The following is a 22,053-nucleotide window of genomic DNA, read 5'->3' as shown; positions in this document are numbered from 1 at the left end:
CGTGTGGCGCATGGCGGTCACGAAGCGCGTGCTGCTTGGACGTGCGTTGCGCAGCGACACCCTGCGCGAGACGCTGCTGCCCAAGCGCATCGCCCTTCCGGTGTTCGCCTCCGACCCGCTCTCGTCCGTGGCCTACGCGCCGGGCGAGGTGCTGCTGATCCTCTCCATCGCGGGTCTCTCGGCCTACCACCACAGCGGCTGGATCACGCTGGCCATCCTGCTGCTGATGGTCACCGTGGTGGCCTCCTACATGCAGACCGTGCGCGCCTACCCCGGCGGTGGTGGCGCCTACGCCGTCGTCTCCAGCAACTTCGGCCGCCGGGCCGGGCTCACCGTCGGCAGCGCGCTGCTGGTCGACTACGTGCTGACGGTCGCCGTCTCGGTGGCCGCCGGCATCGACAACCTTGGCGCGGCCGTCGGTCTGGTCAAGGACCACGCCGTGCTCTCCGCGTTCGTGGTGGTCGTCGTGCTGATGCTGCTCAACCTGCGCGGCGTCAAGGAGTCGGGGACGCTGTTCGCCATCCCCACCTACGCCTTCGTGGTCTGCGTACTGGGCACCGTGGCCTGGGGAGCCTTCCGGGGCCTCGTCCTCGACGACCGGATGCGCGCCCCGACCGCCGACTTCGAGATCCTGCCCGAACAGACCAACCTCTCGGCGTTCGCCATGGGCTTCCTGCTGCTGCGGGCGTTCTCCTCCGGGTGCGCGGCGCTCACCGGCGTGGAGGCCATCAGCAACGGCGTGCCCGCCTTCCGCGAGCCCAAGGAGCGCAACGCCGCCGTCACCCTGCTCATCATGGGGACGCTGGCCACCACCATGTTCCTCGGGGTGATGACCCTCGCCCTCACCACTCACGTGCACATGGCCGAGAACCCGGCCGTCGACCTGCTGATCGACGGCCAGCCGGCCGGCAGCGGATACCACCAGGAGCCGGTCATCGCCCAGGTCGGCGCCGCGGTCTTCGGCGGCGGCTCCATCCCCTTCTACCTGCTGGCCGCCGCCACCGCCCTCGTCCTCTTCCTGGCCGCCAACACCGCCTACAACGGCTTCCCCGTCCTCGGCTCGATCCTCGCCCAGGACCGCTACCTGCCCCGCCAACTGCACACCCGCGGCGACCGGCTGGCGTTCAGCAACGGCATCGTCTTCCTCACCCTGCTCGCCGCCCTGCTGGTCGCCGCCTTCGACGCCAACGTCAACCAGCTGATCCAGCTCTACATCGTGGGCGTCTTCGTCTCCTTCACCTTCAGCCAGAGCGGCATGGTCCGGCACTGGAACCGGCTGCTCGTCGCCGAGACCGAGGACCGGGCCGCGCGCCGCCGGATGCACCGGGCCAGGGCGCTCAACGCCTTCGGGGCCGGGCTCTGCGCGCTGGTGCTGGCGATCGTGGTGCTGACCAAGTTCACCCAGGGCGCCTGGGTGTCGCTGGTCGGCATGGTCCTCTTCTACTCGCTGATGACGGCGATCCGCCGGCACTACGACCAGGTCGCCGAGGAGATCGCGCTCGACCCGAACGAGAAGCGCCCCGACCTGCGCGCCTCCCAGGTGCACGCCGTCGTCCTGGTCTCCAAGATCCACAAGCCGACGCTGCGCGCCCTGTCGTACGCCAAGCTCCTGCGCGCCGACAGCCTGGTCGCCGTCACCATCGCCGTCGACCCGGAGGAGGCCCGCGCCCTCAAGGCCGAGTGGCGGCGTTGGGACCTGGAGGTGCCGCTCAAGGTGCTGGAAGCGCCCTACCGGGAGATCACCCACCCCTTCGTCGCCTACGTGAAGGCGCTGCGCCGCAAGCACCCCAACGACGTGGTGAGCGTGATCATCCCCGAGTACGTGGTGGGCCGCTGGTACGAGGCCGTCCTGCACAACCAGAGCGCGCTGCGGCTCAAGGGCCGGCTGCTGCTGACGCCCGGCGTCACCGTCACCTCCGTGCCGTGGCAGCTGAGCTCCGCCGAGGCGGCCAGGGCCCGGGCCAAGCGCCGGCCCGAGCTGCGCGCCCCGGGCGCCGTCCGCCGCGGCTGGCAGCACCGGCCGCACCTCCCGCACGGCAACCACGGCAACCATGGGAACCACGGCGGTTCGAACGAGCACCGGGACCGGCCGTAGACTGAACGGCCGCCCCTCGTCGAACCCAGGAGACCCGAAACCCCATGGCCAGCACGGACTCGTCCCCCACGGCGCCCGCGGCGGCGTCGCTCGCCGGCCAGGAGTACGAGGTCGAGGTCGGCCCGGTGGCCCACGGCGGCCACTGCGTGGCCCGGGCCGAGGACGGCCGGGTCCTCTTCGTCCGCCACACCCTGCCAGGCGAGCGCGTCATCGCCCGCGTCACCGAGGGCCACGAGGATTCCCGCTTCCTGCGGGCCGACGCCGTCACCGTGCTCGAGCCGTCCAAGGACCGGGTGCCCGCCCCCTGCCCCTACGCGGCGCCCGGCAAGTGCGGCGGCTGCGACTGGCAGCACGCGAAGCCAGGCGCCCAGCGCCGGCTCAAGGGCGAGGTGCTGGCCGAGCAGCTGCGCAAGCTCGCCGGGCTCACCCCCGAGGAGGCCGGCTGGGACGGCACCGTCGAGCCCGTGCCCGGCGACAAGGTGGCCCCCGGCGAGGTGCCGGCCTGGCGCACCCGCGTGCAGTACGCGATCGACGAGGACGGCAGGGCGGGTCTGCGCAAGCACCGCTCGCACGAGGTGCAGCCGATCGACCGCTGCCTGATCGCCGCCGAGGCCGTCACCGAGCTCGGCGTCGAGGCCCGTGACTGGTCCGGCATGGCGAGCGTGGAGGCCGTGGCCGCCACCGGCTCCAGCGACCGCATGGTGGTGCTCACCCCGCGCGGCGACGCCCGGCTGCCGCTGGTCGAGCTCGACCGGCCGGTCTCGGTGATGCGCGCCGAGGAGGAGCGCGGGCGCGGCGAGCAGACGCTGCACCGGGTCCATGGCCGGGCCTTCGTCCGGGAGCGGGCCGACGGCCGCACCTGGCGGGTGAGCGGCGGCGGCTTCTGGCAGGTCCACCACCAGGCCGCCGGGGTCCTGGTGGACGCCGTGATGCGCGGCCTCACCCCACGCAAGGGCGAGAGCGCCCTCGACCTCTACTGCGGCGCGGGACTCTTCGCCGGCGCGCTGGCCGACCGGATGGGGGAGCGGGGCGCGGTCCTCGGCATCGAGGCGTCCAAGCGCGCTGTCGGCGACGCCCGGCACAACCTCGCCGACTTCCCCCGGGTCAGGATCGAACACGGCACGGTGGAGCGGGTGTTGCCGCGCACCGGCATCACCGAGACCGACCTCATCGTCCTCGACCCACCCCGCGCCGGCGCTGGCCGCGCCGTCATCCGCCACATCGCCCCCCTCGGCGCCCGCCGCATCGCCTACGTCGCCTGCGACCCCGCCGCCCTCGCCCGCGACCTGGCCCACTTCCGCGACGCCGGCTACCTCCCGCGCTTCATCCGGGCCTTCGACCTGTTCCCGATGACGCACCACCTGGAGTGCGTGGCCATCCTGGAGCCGGCGGAGAAGCGACAGCGCTGAGGCGCCGGGGCGGCGTCTGAACCGGTGAGCGGCGACCTGCGCGAACTCACCGCGCTCGGCCCGCCGCCGTCCCGTACAGCCACCGTGCTCTAGTCGATACCTACGGCGTCGGCTGCTTCGACGAGTTCCCGTGGATCTACGGGCTCGGCGTCGAGAACCCCCACCGGCGACGCGCTCCGGGTCCCGGCTGGCGCCCCCGACGCCTGGCCGACCCTGATCGTCGAGGCCGGCCAGTTGGACTTCGCCCTGGTGGCGGAAAGGGGGGAACCACAGTTCTCCACCGACCCCTACGCCTGATCCCGCTTCAGCGGGTCGGCTTGCGGCTACGCGCGTTGACCTCGGCGAGCCGGGCGTGCAGCACCTCGGCCGGGGTCATCGGTCGGATGTCCTCGGGCGCGGCGTCCCACTCGCGGCCGCCGCTGAGCGGCCTGAGCTGGTAGCAGGGGCCGACCCGGCCCATGACGACGCCGACGCGGTCCCGTCGGGTGTCGTGGACCGTGGCGCCGTAGGTCGGCTCCGGGATCGTCATCGTGTCTCCTTCAGGTGTTTTTGTGCGATCTCCTCACTCGGGCCACGCGGCTCGAAGTACCGTCCGTGACCGAGGCATTACGAGAATGCGTCGGCGAGGGCGACGGCACGCCGGAGGCAGGTCGCGCTTCCCCGGCGAACCAGGGACGTTCCACACCTTCCACGGGAGGGGAAACTCATGCCCAACAGAAGAGCGGTCACCGGCCGCAGCAGGGAGCCGCGCGCCCGGTTCGCGGAGGAGCTGCGCCGGCTCCGGGCCGAGCGGGGAGACAGTCTGCGCCGGCTCGGCGAACGGCTGGGCTGGGACTGGTCGTTGTTCGGCAAGATGGAGAAGGGCGAGACCCTGGGCGGCCCCGAGGTCGTCGAGGCGCTCGACCAGTACTACGAGACCCCGGGCCTGTTGCTGGCCTTGTGGGAGCTGGCGACCAACGACAAGACGCAGTTCCGTGAGCGCTACCAGCGGTACATGAAGCTGGAGGCCGAGGCGACCAGCCTGTGTCACTACGCGGTGGGCGTGGTGCCGGGGCTGCTCCAGACGCCGGCCTACGCGCGGGAACTGCTGGCGGTCGGCGGTTTCAAGGGGGAGGAGCTGGAGCAGCAGGTCGACGCGCGGATGGGGCGCCGGGAACTGGTGATGGGGGACGACGCGACGCCGTTCCGCACGATCCTGTCGGAGGCGGTGTTGCGGACCCCGCTGCGAGACACGGGGGAGTGGCGGGAGCAGCTCGGGCACTTGGCGGAGATGGCGGAGATCTCGAACGTCGCGCTCCATGTCCTGCCGTTCGACGCGGGGTTGCACGGTCTGGTGAGCGCCGACATGTGGTTCCTGCGCCTGCCGGACGGGCGGACCGTGGCATACACGGAGAACGGCTACCGAGGCGAACTGATCGAGGAAACGCCCATGGTTGAGCGGCTGTTGCTCACGTACGATGCGGTTCGCGACCTGGCGCTGCCCGTGGCCGAGTCGCTGAAGCTCATCCAGCGAATGTTGGAGGAAGTGCCGTGCGATCCGTTGACCTGAGCATCGCGACCTGGCGCAGGAGCAGCTACAGCAATCAGGACGGTGGCGCGTGCCTTGAGGTCTCCGACGACTTCGAGGGCCTGGTCCCCGTGCGTGACAGCAAGTTGCCACACGGCCCCGCGCTCGTCTTCGCGGTGGGAGGCTGGTCGTCGTTCGTGTCCTCGGTGCAGGCCGGGGACCGTGTGCGTGTGCAACCCGCCGACAGAGGGTAGTTGAGCTTTTGCTGAGGCTTGAGCTTCCTCTGAGGTAGCCTGCGAGCCGCAGGCGCTACCGTATGCGCGCAGGTGGTGTGTTACGGCCAACACATCGACCAAGCCGCCGCAGGACGCTCGGAGTTGGGGCGTCGACGTGCGGCGTTCGGTTGTTTGCTACACAACTGATACGAGATTTTTGGTGCGCCCTTACCGCCCCTGGCGGATCATGGGCGAGGCATGCGGGGGCGTGTGCCTCACGCGTTACGGCATCGCTGCCCGACCAGCAGAGTGCGAGAGTGAGGAACCATGTCTGGTTTCGAAGAAGTCAAGCTGTCCCCCGAAGAGGTGGACCGCGTCATGGGGATCATCAACGAGGCCTTCTCGGACATGGCCGAGGTGTCGACCGGCATCGGCGGTCACGCGGCCAACTTCGGGGCCGCCTACACCGGTGGGGGAACCGCGCGCGGCATGGAGACCTACGAGGGTCTGGGCCGGGCCGGTCAGGCGCTCGCCGAGGCGCTGAACGGGCTCGCGCAGGACCTGGGCCTGACCGCGAACACCGGTCGGGAGACCGACGCGGACGCCGAGTCGGCCGTGAACAACGTGACCGTCTACGACCCGCGGATCTCCGCGGCGATCTGACCGTCGGCCGAGCACCCACCAAGCAAGAGGACAGAAGGAGTTGTCATGCCGAACGGCGATCTGATCCACTTTCGCAGCGAGAACCTGGAAACGATCCAGACCCAGACCACCGGTCAGCAGGAGCGTTACATCGGCATCTGGGACAACGTCCGTACCCAGCTGCTCGGCCTGATCGAGGCCGGTCAGGTCGACGCGCAGGTCGGCGGAGTGCTGGAGGAGCGCGACCAGATCTTCCGGCGCGAGGCCACCGGGTTCGACGACAGCGTCATCGCGCAGAACACGGCCGTCCGCAACGTCCAGAACATCGGCGTCGAGGGTGGCGCCGCGATGGTGCGTGCCGCCAGGGGCGGGGCCTGACGGAGGCCCACACGGGGAACGGGGCATCATGACGACCATGAACATCGGCGCCCTCAACGGCGCCGAGAGGGGTGCCGCGAACCGCGAGGGTCTCGTGGCGATGCGGACCAGCTTCGCGCAGATCGCCTCCGACGTCACGATGTTCGGCGACGTGCCGAACGCGGCGAAGGCGTCTGCGGCGCTCGAGGCCGCGGCCCGCGCCATGCTCCGGGAGTTGGAGCGGAGCGGGCGCACCGTGGAGGACATCCGCCTCAGCGCCGCCCAGGCGGCCGGTATCGGTGAGGACACCGACGAGGCGGCCGAGGCGGAGCTGGGGAAGGTCCGGCTGAAGGACGTCACCAGCTTCGACGACCGCATGGAGGAGAACCACCCGACCAGGCCGCGTGAGTACCGTCGGTCCACTCTGATCATTCCGGGCAGGTGACCGCACGTGGCAGGTGCTGAGCAAGCGTTCTACAAGCACATCAACGACATCATGAGCGCCCGCTACTTCCACATGCAGGCGGCGGCGGGTGCGTGGATGGCGCTGGCCAGGGCGGCGGGTGCGGAGAGCGGGGCGTTGTCCGGCACCGCGAGCGAGGCGGAGGCCGAGGAAGGCGTCGGTCTGCTGGAGCTCGCCGACCGGATGACCGCCGTCAGCGGCTGGGCCGAGGGCGCGGGGGCCGTGGCCCGGCAGATCGCCGACCAGCTGTCGCGGGCCGGTGAGCGTTCGGCCCAGGCGACCGAGCGCGCTGTCGAGTTGGACATCGAGTTCTCCGAGGTCAATGCCTGGGAGGAAGACCGGATCAAGCAGATCGACGTCGGTATGGGCGTGATCCGTACCAACGAGGTCGCCGAGGACCGGCGCGAGATGTTGCGGCGGCAGGCCGAAGCCGAACTGGAGGCGTTGGGCGATGAGTTCGCCCGCGTCATCGGTGCGGAGCCGCCGGCGGCGCCCGAGGGCGGCGCCGGCGGGAACACGTTCGCGGCGGCCGCCTCGGGCGGTGGCGGCGGCGGTGGTTCGGCCGGTGGCGGCGGCGGTTACGCCGTGGCCGGCGGTGGCGGTGGCGGTGGCGGTGTCGCGGGAGCCGGCGGCGTCGCGCAGCCCGACTACCAGGCGCCCAACGGCAGTGTCATCGGCTCCGGCGAGTACCCGGGGTCCCGGGTGCAGGGCCCCGAACAGGGCGACTTCGCCGGCTGGGTGCAGAGCCCCAACACCGGGCACCTCGTCGATCCGGCGACCGGCAGGGAGTTCGACCCCGTCGCCGGCCGGTGGATCGACCCGGTCACGGGCCAGCCGTTCGGCGACGTCACCGAGTACGCCACCCGGCTGTCCGGCATCGGCGCCGGTCCCGGCGCGGTCGCCACCACCGGTGGTCTGACCGGTCTCGCCGCCGCGGGCGGCGGGGCGGCGAGCCTCGCCGGCCTCTACGGCGGCATCATGCCGCCCAGCGTCGGCCACTCGGGTCCCGCCCGAGGGCAGATGGTGCAGCAGGCCACCCGCAACCTGGCGCGCCGCGCCCAGGTCGCCTCCCGCTTCGCCCTACACGAGGCGGGGCAGGGCGGGCGTCCCTTCGTCCCCCCTCCGGGGGCGGCGGCGGGCCGGGGCGGTGCCGCGGGTCAGCGCGTGGGCGTCGGTGGCCGAGGTGCGGCCCAGCGGTCGGGGGTCGCCTTCCCAGCCGGTCAGCGCACGGCGGGCGCCGCCGCGCGCGCGCTCGCTCCCGGGCCCGCCGGCTCGGCGGCCGGTGGCCGCGGGCAGCAGGCCGCGCGGGGCAACGCCGCGCGGGCGGGCTCGCGGGCTCGCGCCGTGGGAGAGCCGGCCGCCACCTGGCGGTCGGGAGGCCGGGACGCCTCCGCCCGGCACGGTCTCACCGGGCGCCCGGGGAACACACCCCCTCCTTCCCCGGGAGCCAAGCGGTCGGACCGTGACTCGGAGGAGCGCGGCAAAACGGGTAAGCCCACGGATCTGACCGAGGATCCGGCGGTTTGGGCGTCGAATCGGAATGCAAGTAACGGAGTTCTGGGCGCGTAGCCGCTCGGCTCCGTGATGCGGTGCCGCGCCCCGGCAAGGGGCTCGGCACCGCATCGGATTCCGAAGAGACGCAACGGCCCTTCTGGGCCGGAGAGACGGGAAGGGAAGAAACCAGTGTCCGGTGACGGCCTTTACTACATTCCGGACGGCTTCCGGGAATCCGCGCGAGGCAGTTACGAGACCGCCGACATGGCGGAGAGCACCCGGCGTTACCTGGATCGGGCCACCCCGAACGCCAGCAGCTACGCCGGTGCCGACGCGTTCGTCAACGCGGTGATCAGCACCCGTGACAAGCAGTCACGGGGCGTCTCACGGGCGGCGGAGGGCCGGGAGAACATGGCCGGCGCCGACCATGTCGTCGCCGACACCGGTGACGAGATGGAGAGCGGGGCGGAGGCGTCGATCAACGCCGCCGCATCTTCCGTCGAGGCGCACAACTCCCCCATTTTCCGGGGTATTTCGGACGCCATCTAGCGTCAAAGCTTCACCATCGGGTAAGAAGTTGTTCACAAACCAAAGCAAGTGAGCTCAAGGGTGATCTCCCTCTGTAACTGAGTCCAAGGAGCAGGCCGTGCCGAAGCTTGATTTCACGAGAGATGAAGTCGAAGGGAAGGCCGGTGAGAAGAAGCCATGGACCAGGCAGAGGGAGTTCTCCGAGGAGATAGACCCGGAGGACATGGCCGACACGGCCGCCGTCTACGCGCGTGCCGCGGGCGAGGCCGCCGACACCGGGGAGCTGGCCGAGGAGGCCACCCGGTTGGGCGCCGACTCCGGCGCCCTGGACGGCGCCTCCCTGGTGGACGGTGAGGGGCGGATCGACGAGACGGCCCGCGGCCTCCAGGGCAACGGCGAGGACATGGACGAGGTCGTCACCCGCCTCGTCCAGGCGATGAACCGGGCCATCGACGCCGAGTCCGACGTCCAGGACGAGATCCACGCGCCCGGCAAGCTCGAGACGAAGTACACCGACCACCTCCGGGACGCCGTCGACGAGTGGAACGGTTGGCAGTCCGCGCTGGAGGGCGCCGTCACCCGGGCCAACGACAGCGGGGCGGTCTCCGGCACCGTCGCGGTCAGCGTCACCCACAACGGCCGGACCATCAACGCCGACCAGGCCGCCTCAGGCGGCGGCTACGTCTACTCGCTGCCCGACAGCCTCGCCGCCGAGATCCGCGAGAAGCACCTGGGCCGGGCCGCCGACAGCGCCAAGGACGCCTACGACGAGATCACCGACCACATCGACGCCTACCGGCAGCGGCTCATGGAGTACGGCACCGAACTCCAGGTGCTCGGCTACGACCTCGCGGGCCCGCTCGGCCTGTGGACGACGGAGGGCCAGGCCGAGTACGCCGCCGACAAGCTGGAGGAGGAGCTGGCCAAGGAGGACCCCGACGAGCGGCTGATCGCCATGTACACCCAGGGGCTCTCCGGCATCGTCGACGCCATCTACGGCGACTCCGCCAACCCGGGCGACCCGCTGCGCGACCTCACCGCGGAGGAGCGGGCCTACCTGGACACCTTCTTCTCGGGCGTCGACCCGGAGACGCTGGCGTCCCTCGGCACCAAGATCGAGGGCTGGGACGAGACCAAGCGGAACATCGCCAACGGCATCACCATGCTGGCCGACCCCGAGCTCGGCGGCTACGACCCGGCCACCGAGGAGGGCCGTGCCGCCCTGCCCGAGATCGTCCGCCGCTTCGTCTACGACTACGAGAACGGCCGGATGTGGCCCGGCGAGATGGACACCACCGACGCTGACGGCTTCCGCGAGGAGCTGCAACTCTTCAACGGCTTCGGCGACATCATGTCGCACGGCACCCTCGCCCCCTCCGAGGCGTTCGCCGGGGACCTGGCCAACGCCGCCCTCGACATCCAGGCCAGGTCGGGGGTGCAGCAGGCGCTCGGCATCTACGCCGACGAGCAGATCCCCAACACCGGAAGCAGCGGGCTGCTGACCACCGTCTCCCGCAACACCGAGGCGTCCGCCGGGCTGCTCAACGACGACGACTTCCGGGACGAGTTCCTCGGCCAGTGGTGGCAGGACAGCACCGGCGCCGCCAACCTGGTACGGGCCGGCACCTCCATCCCCGACGGCATGGACCACAACGACCCGCAGGCCAGGCAGTACGTGGAGGCCGCCTTCAACGTGCTCGCCGACGCCCCCGACAACGGTCGGTACATCCTCGCCGAGGGTGGTCCGCAGGACGGGCCGATGGAGCTGCACCACACCAACCTGCAGCGCGCCATCGGCGACACCGCCCTGGAGTACATGGACATGCTGTCCAAGGGCTCGGAGCGCACCGAGTTCAACGCCTCAAGCGACGGGCGGGAGTTCACCGACGAGAACCTGCACGGCAAGGACTACCTGTACTCCTTCGAGCTCAACGGCGACGACCGCAGGGCGCTGTTCTCGCTGATGAACTCCGGCGACGAACTGGTGCGGCAGGACTTCTTCGAGGGGGTCGGCGCCTGGCAGGAGGCCACCGCCTACAACGCCTTCCTGCGCGACGAGCCGGGCGGCCGCCCCGAACAGTCCTCTACCTTCCACGACATCGGCCGGGTCGCGGGCACCGTGCAGTACGTGCAGAAGGTGGAGACCGCGGACGACTCCTCCAAGCTGCAGTTCACGTCCTACGGCGCGATCTCCACCGGAGCCTCCCTCGCCAACACCCTGATCGACTTCGGGAAGGGCAACGCCATCACCTCACTCGGCGCCTACGGCATCACCGAGGGGCTCCGCTACACGCTGCCCGACGGCGCCGCCGCCCACAAGCAGGCCCAGTGGGACGCGGTCAACTTCGGCGACAACACGGTGCGGGCCATCGTCGCCGACGCCGCCATCAGATCCGACTACGGGGGCGCCGGCGACTACGAACTGCCGAACGTCGCCTCACCCAACGTCGACCACGACGACCTGCGCCGCGCCACCCTCGACGTCGAGGGCGCCTCCTACGACCACTACCGCGACGCGCTCGTCGAGGGCTACAACGACGCCGTCTACAACGACGCCACCGCCAACTGACGTACCACCAACTGACGTACCACCAACGGGGACTGAGAAAGGCACCACCTTGCCGGACTTCAACTTCACCAGCGCCCAGGTCGAGACGAAGGCCGGCCGCAAGCCCTGGACCAGACAGCGTGAGTTCGCCGCGGAGATCCAGCCGGACGACATGGCCGACACCGCCGCGGTGTACGCGCGCGCCGCCGGCGAGGCCTCCGGGGCCGGTGAACTGGCCCGGCACGCCACCGAGGTGGGCGCGGACGCCGGCGGACTGGACGGCGCCTCCCTGGTTGACGAGGACGGCAGGATCGACGCTACGGCCCGCGGGTTGCAGGGCAATGGCCAGGACATGGACTCCGTGGTGGACTACCTCGTCCGCTCGATGAACCGTGCCATCCAGGCCGACGAGGAGGTCTTCGACCTGGTGCTGGGCGACGGCGGCCTGGAGGAGGCCCGCACCCGGCACGTCACCGCCGCCGTCAACGAGTGGAACGGCTGGCAGTCCGCGCTGGAGGCGGCCGTGCCGGCCAACCCGCTCGGCGACTCGTCCGTGCTCCGGCCCATCATGTCGATCGACGTCAGCTACGGCGGCCGGACGCTCACCATCGCGCCCGAGCAGGACTGGAGCCGGTCCGTCTACAGCCTCCCCGCGTCCCTGGCCACCGAGATCCGCGAGAAGCACCTCGGCAACGCCGCCGACGACGCCGTCACCGCCGACGACGAGATCACCGACGCCATCGAGGCGTACCGGAACAAGCTGGCCGAGTACGGCGTCGAACTCGGCGCCCTCGGCTACGACCTCTCGGACGGCCCGCTCGGCCTGTGGACCACCGACGAGATGGCCACCTACGCCGGCCAGCGCCTCTCCGAGGAACTGGCCAAGGACCACCCGGACCCCGAGGCGCTGCTGCGCTGGACCGAGGGCCTGGACTCCGTCGCCCGCGGCATCTACGACAACCCGGACGACCCGGAGGAGGCGGCCAAGGACCTCACCCCGGCCGAACGCGCCTACCTGCAGACGTTCCTCGGTGAGCTCGACGCCGAGGAGCTGGCCAGGCTCGGGCACCTCACCGAGGACACCGCCGGGCTCGACCCGGGCCAGGCCGGCCTCCAGTTCGCCAGCGTCCAGCGCGTGGCCAACGGCATCAACATGCTGACGAACCCGGAGATCGGCGGCCTCGACCCCACCACCGAGGCCGGCCGCGCCGCGCTGCCGGCCGGCGTGCGGCACTTCGTCTACGAGGCGCGGGAGGACTTCGTGGACGGCTTCGCCAACGCCGCCGTCCGCCGCCCCGTGGGCGACGAGTTCAAGGACGCGCTGCGGGACTTCAACGGCTTCGGCGCGCTCATGTCCACCGGCTCGGTGGCCCCGGGCGACGGGTTCGGCACCGGCCTGGCCAGCGCGGCCGTCGACATCCAGTCGATGACGGAGTACCAGTACTTCGACGGCGGCCACGAGGACGTCGCCAACACCGGCAGCAGCGGCCTGCTGCGGAACGTCTCCCTCAACGACGGGCTCAGCGCCGACCTGCTGAACGACAAGTCCTTCCGCGAGGCCGCGCTCGGCCTGCACTGGGAGGACAGCACCGGCATCGCCGAGGTGGTGCGCGCCGGCACCACCATCCCCGACGGCGTGGACGGCAACAGCACCGCCGCCCGGCCGTACGTGCAGGCCGCGTTCAACGTGCTCGACTACGCGGCGGGACACAACGACGAGATACTCGGCCGGGGCAACCCCAACATCGCCGAGTACGCGCCGCTCGACCACAGTGCCCTGCAGGACGCCGTCGGCGACACGATGCTCACCTACATGGACATGCTGTCCAAGGGCTCCGCCGAGACCGAGTTCTCCGCGCCCGCCGACCCCAACGCCGCCGACCGCTTCACCGACCGGAACCTGCACGGCCGCGACTACCTGTACTCCTTCGAGTTCGACGGCGACGACCGGCGCAGCCTCTTCTCGCTGATGAACAAGACGGACGAGTCGGTCAGGCAGGACTTCTTCAACGGGGTCGGCGCCTGGCAGGAGGTCACCGCCTACAACGCGTTCCTGCGCGACGAGCCCGGCGGCCGCTCCGAGCAGTCCTCCACCTTCGAGGACATCGGCCGGGTGGCGGGCACCGTCCAGTACGTGCAGAAGGTCGACGAGGCAAGCGACACCTCGAAGCAGCAGTTCACCTCGTACGGCGCCATCGCCACCGGCGCCTCCGTGATCAACACCCTGGCGGACGCGGGCAAGCTCAACGCCGTCACCAGCATCGCCGGGTTCGCCCTCACCGAGGGGCTGCGCTACTCCCTGCCGGACGGCGCCGAGGAACGCAAGCAGGCCCAGTGGGACGCCGTGAACTTCGGCGACAACACGGTGCGGGCCATCGTCGCCGACGCCGCCATCAAGGCCGACTACAACGGCGCGGCCGACTACCGGCTGCCGGACACCTCCTCGCCCAACGTCGACCAGGACGACCTGCGTCGCGCCACCCTCGACGTGGAGGGCGCCGTGTACGACGCCTACCGGGACGCGCTCGTCGAGGGCTACAACGACGCCGTCTACAACGACGCCACCGCCAACTGACCAGCCACCTGCCACCGTTCACGGACGGTTCCACCTCGCGTAACGCGACCGAAACGGTCAGGACCGACCTTCCGCCCAGGTTGGTCCCGACCGTGATCGGCAAGCTCAGCGGGGGAACGACCGAGTGCCTGACTTCAACTTCACGCCGGACGAGGTCGAGGAGAAGGCGGGCAGGAAGCCCTGGACCAGGCAACGGGAGTTCACCGAGGAGATCAAGCCGGAGGACATGGCCGAGACGGCCGCCGTCTACGCCCGGGCCGCCGGCGAGGCGGCGGACGCCGGCGACCTCGCCGCCCAGGCCACCCACGCCAGCATCTACGCCGGCGGCCTCGACGGCGACTCACTGGTCGACGGCGAGGGGCGGATCGACGCCACCGCCAGGGGACTCCAGGGCAACGGCCAGGACATCGACCAGGTCGTCGGCTACCTGGTGCGCGCCATGAACCGGGCCATCGAGGCCGACGAGGAGGTCTTCGGCCTCGTCCTCGGCGACGGCGGCCTCGAAGAGGGCCGCACCCGGCACGTCAGCGCCGCCATCAGCGAGTGGAACGGCTGGCAGGGCGCCCTGGAGACCGCCGTCGCCGCCATGCCGGCGCCCCAACTCTCCCTCACCCGGCCCGTCGTGCCGCTCGACGTCAGCTACCGCGGCCGCACCCTCAGCCTCCAGCCGGGCGGCAGCATGGCCCAGCCCGTCTACCGCCTCCCCGGCACCCTGGCCGACGAGATCCGCGAGAAGCACCTCGCCGCCGCCGCCGAGGACGCCGTCACCACCGACGGCGAGATCACCGACGCCGTCGAGGCGTACCGCACCAGGCTCGCCGAGTTCGGCCAGGAACTCGGCGACCTCGGCTACGACCTGTCCGGCGGCCCCTTCGACCTCTTCACCACCGAGGAGATGGCCACCTTCGCCGGCCGGCGGATCGCCGAGGAACTGGCCAAGGACAACCCCGACCCCGACGTGCTGCTGCGCTACACCGAGGGGCTGAACGGCATCGCGCTCGGCGTCTTCGCCGACCCCGACAAGCCGGGCGGCGAGGCCCTGTCCTTCCTCAACCCCCAGGAACGCGCCTACCTGCTGGAGTTCTACGAGCAGCTGGACGCCGACCAGCTCGCCGCGCTCGGCGCCCTGCGCGACCCGGACGGCGACAACACCGCGCTGCGCCGCGTCGCCAACGGCATCAACCTGCTCACCGCGGCCGAACTCGGCGGCATCGACATCACCATCCCGGAGAACAAGGAGCTGATCCCGGACGGCATCCGGGAGTTCGTCTACGACTACCGGGAGGGCACCGGGCTCTACCCGATCGGCAACTCCGAGTACCGGCAGGCCCTCGACCGCTTCAACGACTTCGGCGCCCTGTTGTCGACCGCCACCGTGGCGCCAGGCGACGTGTTCGCCGAGGACCTCGCGCGGACCGCCGTCGACGTCCAGTTCCGCACCTACAACGAATACCTGGGCACCGACAACACCTTCAGCCGGGACCTGCTGCACACCGCGTCCCTCAACACCGGTGCCTCCGCGGACCTGTTGAACGACGACACGTTCCGCGACAACCTGCTCTCCCTGCACTGGGAGGACAGCTCGGGCGCCGGCGACCTGATCAGGGCCGGCACCACCATCCCGAACGGCGTCGACCACACCAACGACGAGGCCAGGGCCTACGTCCAGGCCGCGTACCACGTCCTCACCGACGCCCCCGCCCACCAGGACGCGGTGCTCGCGGGCGGCGTGCCCGGCTACTTCCCCGCCGATCACTCCGCGCTGCAGAACGCCATCGGCGACACCGCCGTCCAGTACATGGACATGCTCTCCAAGCCGTCCAGGGAGAGCGGCTTCGACGAGCCGTCCGACCCGAACGACCCGAACGCCCGCACCGACCGCGACCTGTACGGCAACGACTACCGCTACTCCTTCCAGCTCTCCCGCGACGACCGGCAGGGCCTGTTCGACATGCTGCTGCGGGGCGAGCGGAGCGCCAGCCAGGACTTCCTCGACGGCGTCACCTCCTGGCAGGAGGTCACCGCCTACAACGCCTTCACCCGCGACCCCGAGGTCCAGCACGACCAGGGCTCCGCGTTCGAGGGCATCGGGCGCATCGCCGGCACCGTCGAGAACGCCCAGAACTCCGTCGCGTCGGTCGGCAACGAGAACCGGCAGCAGGCGTCCGCCGTCACCGCCATCGGCCAGGCCGGCGCCGTCGTCCGCGACCTGGTCGCCCCCCTGCCCGCCAAGGTGGCCATCAGGGCCGGCGCCTACGGGCTCGGCGAGATGTACCGCTACTCCCAGCCGGACCCGGCCGTCGCGGCAGAGAACGCCCGCCTCGACTCTTTGCAGTACGGCGACTGGGTCAGCGAGACCGTAGTCGCCAGGGCCGCGATCGCCGCCGACTACAACGGGCTCGGCGGCACCGAGCTGCGCGACCCCGGCACCGACCCCGACGTCGACGAGTCCGACCTGCACCGGGAGGTCGCGGATGTCTCGGGTCGATACGACTGGTACGCGGACCAGTTGGACCAGGGGTACAAGGAGACCGTCGGCTGAGCCCGACCGGGACAGAACTGATACCTGCCTGGTACACAGCACCCCTAGCCTTCGTCGTGATCGCGGATGCAATCTGAGCCGGGCACGTGACGGGCGACGGGGGGTCGTTCGACCGCCACCGTGCCCGTGTCCGGAACTCGCCTACGATGGGGCGGATTTCCGGCGCCCGCGATGACCGGCCCGAGAGGCAAGGACGACCGTGACCAGCCCGACCACCGTGTTCCGACGACCGGCGCGCGCACCACAGCCCGCGGCGCCTTCGATCGAGCTGGTGCTGAAGGCCCCACCCCAACTGCCCAAGCCCGAGGACGGCAACCTCTGGATGACCGCCCTGCCCGCGCTCAGCGGGCTCGGCTCCGTCCTCTACATGCTCACCATGGGCCGCGGACCCATCGGATACATCGTCGGCACCATGTTCCTCGTCTCCTGCCTGGCCATGGTCGTCGGCTCGGTGGTGCGCCAGCGCGGCACGGCCAAGAGCCAGGCGCGCAACGACCGGCACGAGTACCTGCGGTACCTGGAGCGCACCAGGACCGAGGTGCGCCGCACCGCGCAGGCCCAGCGCGAGGCCCTGGAGTGGAGCGCGCCGGCGCCCGGCGCCCTGTGGTCGGTGGTCGGCAGCCGCCGGCTGTGGGAACGTCGCAGCACCGACCCCGACTTCGGCGTGGTCCGGGTCGGCCGCGGGCCCCGCTACCTCGCCACCCCGCTGGTGCCGGGCGAGTCGGCCCCGGTGGAGGACCTCGACCCGCTCTCCGCGGTGGCGCTCAAGCGGTTCATCGAGGCCCACTCCGTCGTCCCCGACCTGCCCGTGCAGGTCGCGCTCCGCCGCTTCGCCGCCCTCTCCGTCACCGGCACCGGCGACCGCGACGAGGCCCGCGCGCTGTTCCGGGCCGTCATCGCGCACGCCGTCACCTTCCACTCGCCCAAGGACCTGCGGGTGCTGCTGTGCGCGCCCGACATCGAGGGCCCCCGCTGGGGCTGGCTCAAGTGGCTGCCGCACACCCACCACCCGGAGGAGAAGGACCACGTCGGGCCGGTGCGGATGATGCACCCCAGCCTCGCGGTGCTGGAGGACTGGCTGGGCGCCGAACTCACCCGCCGCACCCGCTTCAACCGTGACGCCGAGCCCGACCCCGACCTGCCGCACCTGCTGGTCGTCGTGGACGGCGGCCTGGTCACCGGCGGCGAGGCGCTGCTCGACCCCAACGGCATGCAGGGCGTCACCGTGCTCGACGTCGACGGCCGCGCCGCCGCCCTCACCGAGGCACACGGCGTCCGGCTCGGCATCACCGAAGGCCGGCTCGCCGTCCTCGCCGGCGAACTGCGGGACGAACTCGGCACCGCCGACGGGCTCTCCGAGCCCGAGGCCGACGCGCTCGCCCGCGAGCTCGCCAGGTTCCGCGCCGACGCCGCCCCCGCCGCGGGCGACTCCGAGGACCTGACCACCACCGTCAACACGCTGCCCAGCCTGCTGCACATAGCCGACCCGGGCCGGCTCGACCTGGACGGCCTGTGGCGCCCCCGCCCGATGCGCGACCGACTCCGCACGCCGATCGGCGTCTCCGCCGACGGCGGCGTCCTCGACCTCGACATCAAGGAGTCCGCGCAGAACGGCATGGGCCCGCACGGCCTGCTGGTCGGCGCCACCGGATCCGGCAAGTCCGAGCTGCTGCGCACCCTGGTGCTCGGCATGGCCACCACCCACGCCTCCGACCAACTCAACCTGGTGCTGGTCGACTTCAAGGGCGGCGCCACCTTCGCCGGCATGTCGGAACTCCCGCACGTCGCCGCCGTCATCACCAACCTGGAGGACGACCTCACCCTGGTCGACCGCATGCGGGAGGCGCTCTCCGGCGAGATGAACCGCCGGCAGGAGGTGCTGCGCGACGCCGGCAACCTCGTCTCCATCCGCGACTACGACCGCGCCCGGCAGCGCGGCGCCAACCTCCCCCCGCTGCCCAGCCTCTTCATCGTCGTCGACGAGTTCTCCGAACTCCTCGCCCAGAAGCCCGACTTCGCCGACCTCTTCGTCCAGATCGGCCGGCTGGGGCGGTCGCTCGGACTGCACCTGCTGCTGGCCTCGCAGCGCCTCGACGAGGGCCGGCTGCGCGGACTCGAGGCCCACCTCTCGTACCGCATCGGCCTGCGCACCTTCTCCGAGTCCGAGAGCCGCACCGCCATCGGCGTGCCCGACGCCAACCACCTGCCGAGCGCCCCGGGACACGGCTACCTCAGGACCGACACGGCCACCCTCAAGCGGTTCCGCGCCGCCTACGTCTCGGGCCCCTACCGCACCGGCGACGACAGCTCGGGCGCCGCGCTCGGCGGCGGCATCAACATCCGCCCGTTCCCCGCCGGCTACGTCCCGGTGCCGGCCGAGGAGCAGCCCCCGGAGCCGGAACCCCAGCCGCGCGCCGACGAGTTCGACGAGGGCGAGGACCTCGGCCCCACCGTGCTCGGCGTGATGGTGGAGCAGATGACGGGACACGGGCCGCAGGCCCACCAGGTGTGGCTGCCGCCGCTCGATGAGCCCGAGCCGCTCGACCGGCTCCTCGGCGACCTCGCCGTCAGGACCGGCCGCGGCTTCGGCAGCTCCCCGGCCAGGCCGCCGCTCACCGGCGTCGTCGGCGTCGTGGACCGCCCCTACCACCAGCGGCGCGACCCGTTCGAGATCGACCTCACCGGCGCCGGCGGCCACGTCGCCATCGTCGGCGGCCCGCACAGCGGCAAGTCCACCGGCGTGCGCTCCCTCCTCGCCTCGCTCGCGCTCCGCCACACCCCGGAGGAAGTCCAGTTCTACTGCCTGGACTTCAGCGGCACGCTGTTCCCGTTCGCCGGCCTGCCACACGTCGGCGGCGTCGCCGGGCGGCTCGACGCCGAGGTCGTCAACCGCACCGTCGCCGAGGTGCTCGAACTGCTGGAGAGCCGCGAGACCAGGTTCCGGGAGTCCGGCGTCGAGTCGATGGCCGCCTACCGCGCCGCCCGCGCCGAGGGCCGTGTCGAGGACCCCTTCGGGGATGTCTTCCTCGTCGTCGACGGCTGGGCCGTGCTGCGGCAGAGCTACCCCGATCTCGAGGCCACCCTGATGGCCACCGCGGGCCGCATGCTCACCTACGGCATCCACCTCGTCGTCACCGGCAACCGCTGGCTGGACATGCGCATGGGCATGCGCGACATGATCGGTACCAAGATCGAGCTCAAGCTCGGCGACGCGCTCGACTCCGAGATGGACCGCAAGGCCCAACGCACCATCCCCGCCGGCCGCCCGGGCCGCGGCATCACCAGCGACTCGATGCACTTCCTGCTCGCCGTGCCCCGCGTCGACGGCGTCCGCTCCGACACCGGCCTTTCCGACGGCGTCGGCGACCTGGTGCGCCGCGTCACCGACGCCTGGCAGGGGCCCGTCGCCCCCCGGGTGCGGCTGCTGCCCGTCAGCTACCCGCTCGCCGAACTGCCGCCGGCCGCCGCCGAGACGAGGGGCGTCACCGTCGCCATCGAGGGCAACCGCCTCGAACCCGTCGTGTTCACCCCCGGCGAGGACGCCGGCCTCATCGCCATCGGCGACACCGAGTCCGGCAAGACCTCGCTGCTGCGGGCCGTCGCCCGACAGGTCGTCGACACCTACACCCCCGAGCAGGCGCGGCTGATCGTCCTCGACCACCGGATGACGATGCTCCGCGAGTTCGACGGGCCCCACCTGCTGGGCTACTCCACCACCCACGAGCGGTCCGTCGAGGTCGTCGGCGGCCTCGCCGAGGGCCTCAAGAAGCGGATCCCCGGCACCGACGTCACCCCCGAGCAACTCCGCGACCGCTCCTGGTGGACGGGCCCCGAGATCTACCTCCTCGTCGACGACTACGACCTGGTGTCCACCAGCCGCGGCAACCCCCTCAAGTCGCTCCTCGACTTCCTGCCGCACGCCAGGGGCATCGGCCTCCACCTGTACGTCACCCGGCAGGCGGGCGGCGCCTCACGCGCCGTCGTCGACCCCGTCCTCAGCCGGCTCAAGGAGCTCAACGTGCCGGGCGCGCTGCTGAGCATCCCCAAGGACGAGATGCCGATCTGGGGCTTCAAGCCGGCCCAGCGCAAGAAGGGCCGCGCCCTGCTCACCCACCGCAGGCTGGGCAACGTGCCCGTCCAGCTCATCCGCGCCGACTCCCCCCACGCCACCCCGTCCGCCTCCGACCAAGCCCCGAGGACCACCCCATGAGCGGCAGCCTCACCCAGCCGACTCCACCGGCCACGGCCACGGCCACGGCGACGGCCGGCACGGCCCCGGTCACAGCCGGCGCCGCCGAGTTCGTGCGCATCGGCGTCGCCGGGCCCGCGAGCCGCGCCGACCTCGCGGTCCCGGCCGGCGTCCCGCTGGCCCGCCTGATGCCCACCCTGCTGCGGCACGCCGGCGAGGACCCGACCCAGGACGGCGGCGTCCGGCATGGTGGCTGGGTGCTGCGCCGGGCCGACGGCACCCGGCTCGACCCGGCCGCGTCGCTCGCCGCGCAGGGCGTCCACGAGGGCGACCTGCTCTTCGTCGGACACGGCACCGACGACACCACCCCGCCGCTCTACGACGACGTCACCGAGGTCATCGGCGCCGCCGCGGGACCCGTCGGCTGGCCGCCGGCCGCCACCCGAAGGGCCGCCGGCACGCTCGCCGCCGTCGGCGTCCTCGCGGCCTGCGCCGCCCTCGCCGAGGCGCCCGACCGGCTGCCCGGCTGGCTCGGCCTGGCCACCGCGGCCCTCACGCTGCTGGTCGGCGTCCTGATGTCACGTGCCTTCGGCGACCGGGAGGCCGGCACCTTCGCGGCCGTGCTCGCCGCCCCGCCGGCCATGCTCGGCGCCGTCCGGCTGCTCGGCACCGAGCAGGGCACCGTCGCCGGTTTCACCGCCGGACACCTGCTGCTCGCCTGCGCCGTGCTCGCCGTGATCGGGGCGCTCGGCCCGGTGCTCGTCGGCGGCGGCGACGGCACCTTCACGGCCCTCGTGGTGGCCGGGCCACTGGCCGCCACCGGCGCGCTGATCTGCGCCGTCTGGGACGTGCACCCGGCCCGCGCCGCCGCCGTCGCGGCCCCGCTCGCGCTGGCCCTGACCACCCTGTGGCCCACGGTCGCGCTGCGGGTCGCCCGCATCCCCGCCCCCCAGGTGGCCGCCTCGGCCGAGGACCTGGAGGCGCTGCCCAGCCAGCTGGAACACGACCGGCTGCGGGAGCGGATCGCCAGGGCCCGCCGGCTGCTGGTCGGCATGCTGGTCGGCAGCCACCTCGTCACGGCCGCCGGCACGCTGGTGCTGTTCGGCTCAGGCGAGCTGTGGTCGAGCGTGCTGGGCGGCGTGCTGCTCGCCCTGACCCTGATGCGGGCCCGGCTCTTCCGGGAGACGGCACAGGCCGCGATCCCGCTCGCCACCGGCCTGGTGACGGTGGCCGGCGCCGCCGCGTTCCTGCTGACCGACCGCGTCGGCGAGCGGCTGCCGCTGCTCGGCGTCGCGCTCCCGGTGGCCCTGCTGGTGGCGCTGATCGCCGGCGGCGTCGCCGTCTCCGCCGGCCGGTTCCGCGCCAACCCCAGGCTCTCCCGCGGCCTCGACCTGCTGGAGTCCGTCCTGCTGCTCGCCGTCATCCCGCTGTGCCTGGCCGTGTGGGAGGTCTACAGCGCCCTCCTCAACCTGCGGGTCTGAGGGGGCAC

15 protein-coding genes are annotated in these 22,053 nt (G+C 71.9%); 14 read left to right on the top strand and 1 reads right to left on the bottom strand.

The genetic code is table 11. The annotated features are described in order from the left end of the window. The first annotated feature begins 10 nt into the window (after nucleotides 1-10). On the top strand, nucleotides 11-2,095 hold the full coding sequence (locus ACFWI8_RS15555) for an APC family permease (protein ID WP_387090829.1): 2,085 nt from the start codon (nucleotides 11-13) through the stop codon (nucleotides 2,093-2,095). A gap of 44 nt (nucleotides 2,096-2,139) precedes the next feature. Then, nucleotides 2,140-3,504 (top strand): class I SAM-dependent RNA methyltransferase, encoded by a 1,365-nt coding sequence (locus ACFWI8_RS15550; protein ID WP_387090827.1) that lies wholly within the window; start codon nucleotides 2,140-2,142, stop codon nucleotides 3,502-3,504. A gap of 304 nt (nucleotides 3,505-3,808) precedes the next feature. Here ACFWI8_RS15550 and ACFWI8_RS15545 read toward each other — a convergent pair whose 3' ends face one another. After that, nucleotides 3,809-4,033: a hypothetical protein gene (locus ACFWI8_RS15545; protein ID WP_311601357.1), complete on the bottom strand. Its 225-nt coding sequence runs from the start codon at nucleotides 4,031-4,033 to the stop codon at nucleotides 3,809-3,811. Nucleotides 4,034-4,210: 177 nt separating this feature from the next. Here ACFWI8_RS15545 and ACFWI8_RS15540 point away from each other — a divergent pair, with 177 nt between their 5' ends. From ACFWI8_RS15540 to eccD, 12 genes are all read left to right on the top strand, one after another. Next, nucleotides 4,211-5,053 (top strand): helix-turn-helix domain-containing protein, encoded by an 843-nt coding sequence (locus tag ACFWI8_RS15540; RefSeq protein WP_387090822.1) that lies wholly within the window; start codon nucleotides 4,211-4,213, stop codon nucleotides 5,051-5,053. Beyond that, complete coding sequence (locus ACFWI8_RS15535; protein WP_387090819.1) at nucleotides 5,035-5,265, top strand: DUF397 domain-containing protein; 231 nt, start codon at nucleotides 5,035-5,037, stop codon at nucleotides 5,263-5,265. Before ACFWI8_RS15540 ends, ACFWI8_RS15535 begins: the two co-directional genes overlap by 19 nt. Nucleotides 5,266-5,553: 288 nt before the next feature. Further along, entirely contained in the window at nucleotides 5,554-5,889 is a 336-nt protein-coding gene (locus tag ACFWI8_RS15530) for a hypothetical protein (protein ID WP_387090816.1), read from the top strand. Between the two features lie 45 nt (nucleotides 5,890-5,934). Then, entirely contained in the window at nucleotides 5,935-6,246 is a 312-nt protein-coding gene (locus ACFWI8_RS15525; protein ID WP_387090814.1) for a hypothetical protein, read from the top strand. Between the two features lie 28 nt (nucleotides 6,247-6,274). Then, on the top strand, nucleotides 6,275-6,670 hold the full coding sequence (locus ACFWI8_RS15520; protein WP_387090811.1) for a hypothetical protein: 396 nt from the start codon (nucleotides 6,275-6,277) through the stop codon (nucleotides 6,668-6,670). A gap of 6 nt (nucleotides 6,671-6,676) precedes the next feature. Beyond that, nucleotides 6,677-8,257 (top strand): hypothetical protein, encoded by a 1,581-nt coding sequence (locus ACFWI8_RS15515; RefSeq protein ID WP_387090808.1) that lies wholly within the window; start codon nucleotides 6,677-6,679, stop codon nucleotides 8,255-8,257. A 114-nt stretch (nucleotides 8,258-8,371) separates the two neighbouring features. Continuing rightward, nucleotides 8,372-8,731 (top strand): hypothetical protein, encoded by a 360-nt coding sequence (locus tag ACFWI8_RS15510; protein WP_387090805.1) that lies wholly within the window; start codon nucleotides 8,372-8,374, stop codon nucleotides 8,729-8,731. 97 nt (nucleotides 8,732-8,828) lie between these two features. Beyond that, entirely contained in the window at nucleotides 8,829-11,279 is a 2,451-nt protein-coding gene (locus tag ACFWI8_RS15505; protein WP_387090803.1) for a hypothetical protein, read from the top strand. Nucleotides 11,280-11,328: 49 nt separating this feature from the next. Next, a complete protein-coding gene (locus ACFWI8_RS15500; protein WP_387090801.1) occupies nucleotides 11,329-13,833 on the top strand; it encodes a hypothetical protein in 2,505 nt (834 codons plus the stop codon). Nucleotides 13,834-13,957: 124 nt separating this feature from the next. Further along, nucleotides 13,958-16,375, top strand: coding sequence for a hypothetical protein (locus tag ACFWI8_RS15495; protein WP_387090799.1), 2,418 nt, complete (start codon nucleotides 13,958-13,960; stop codon nucleotides 16,373-16,375). 199 nt (nucleotides 16,376-16,574) lie between these two features. After that, nucleotides 16,575-20,585: a type VII secretion protein EccCa gene (gene eccCa, locus ACFWI8_RS15490; RefSeq protein ID WP_387090797.1), complete on the top strand. Its 4,011-nt coding sequence runs from the start codon at nucleotides 16,575-16,577 to the stop codon at nucleotides 20,583-20,585. Further along, entirely contained in the window at nucleotides 20,582-22,045 is a 1,464-nt protein-coding gene (gene eccD, locus ACFWI8_RS15485; RefSeq protein WP_387090794.1) for a type VII secretion integral membrane protein EccD, read from the top strand. The genes eccCa and eccD overlap by 4 nt, the downstream gene beginning before the upstream one ends. Nucleotides 22,046-22,053: the final 8 nt, after the last annotated feature.

Source organism: Streptomyces sp. NPDC127098 (assembly GCF_042722465.1).
Lineage (GTDB): Bacteria > Actinomycetota > Actinomycetes > Streptomycetales > Streptomycetaceae > Streptomyces > Streptomyces millisiae.
Note: the sequence above shows the minus strand (reverse complement) of the source record. Positions and strands in the feature narration are given on the sequence as shown.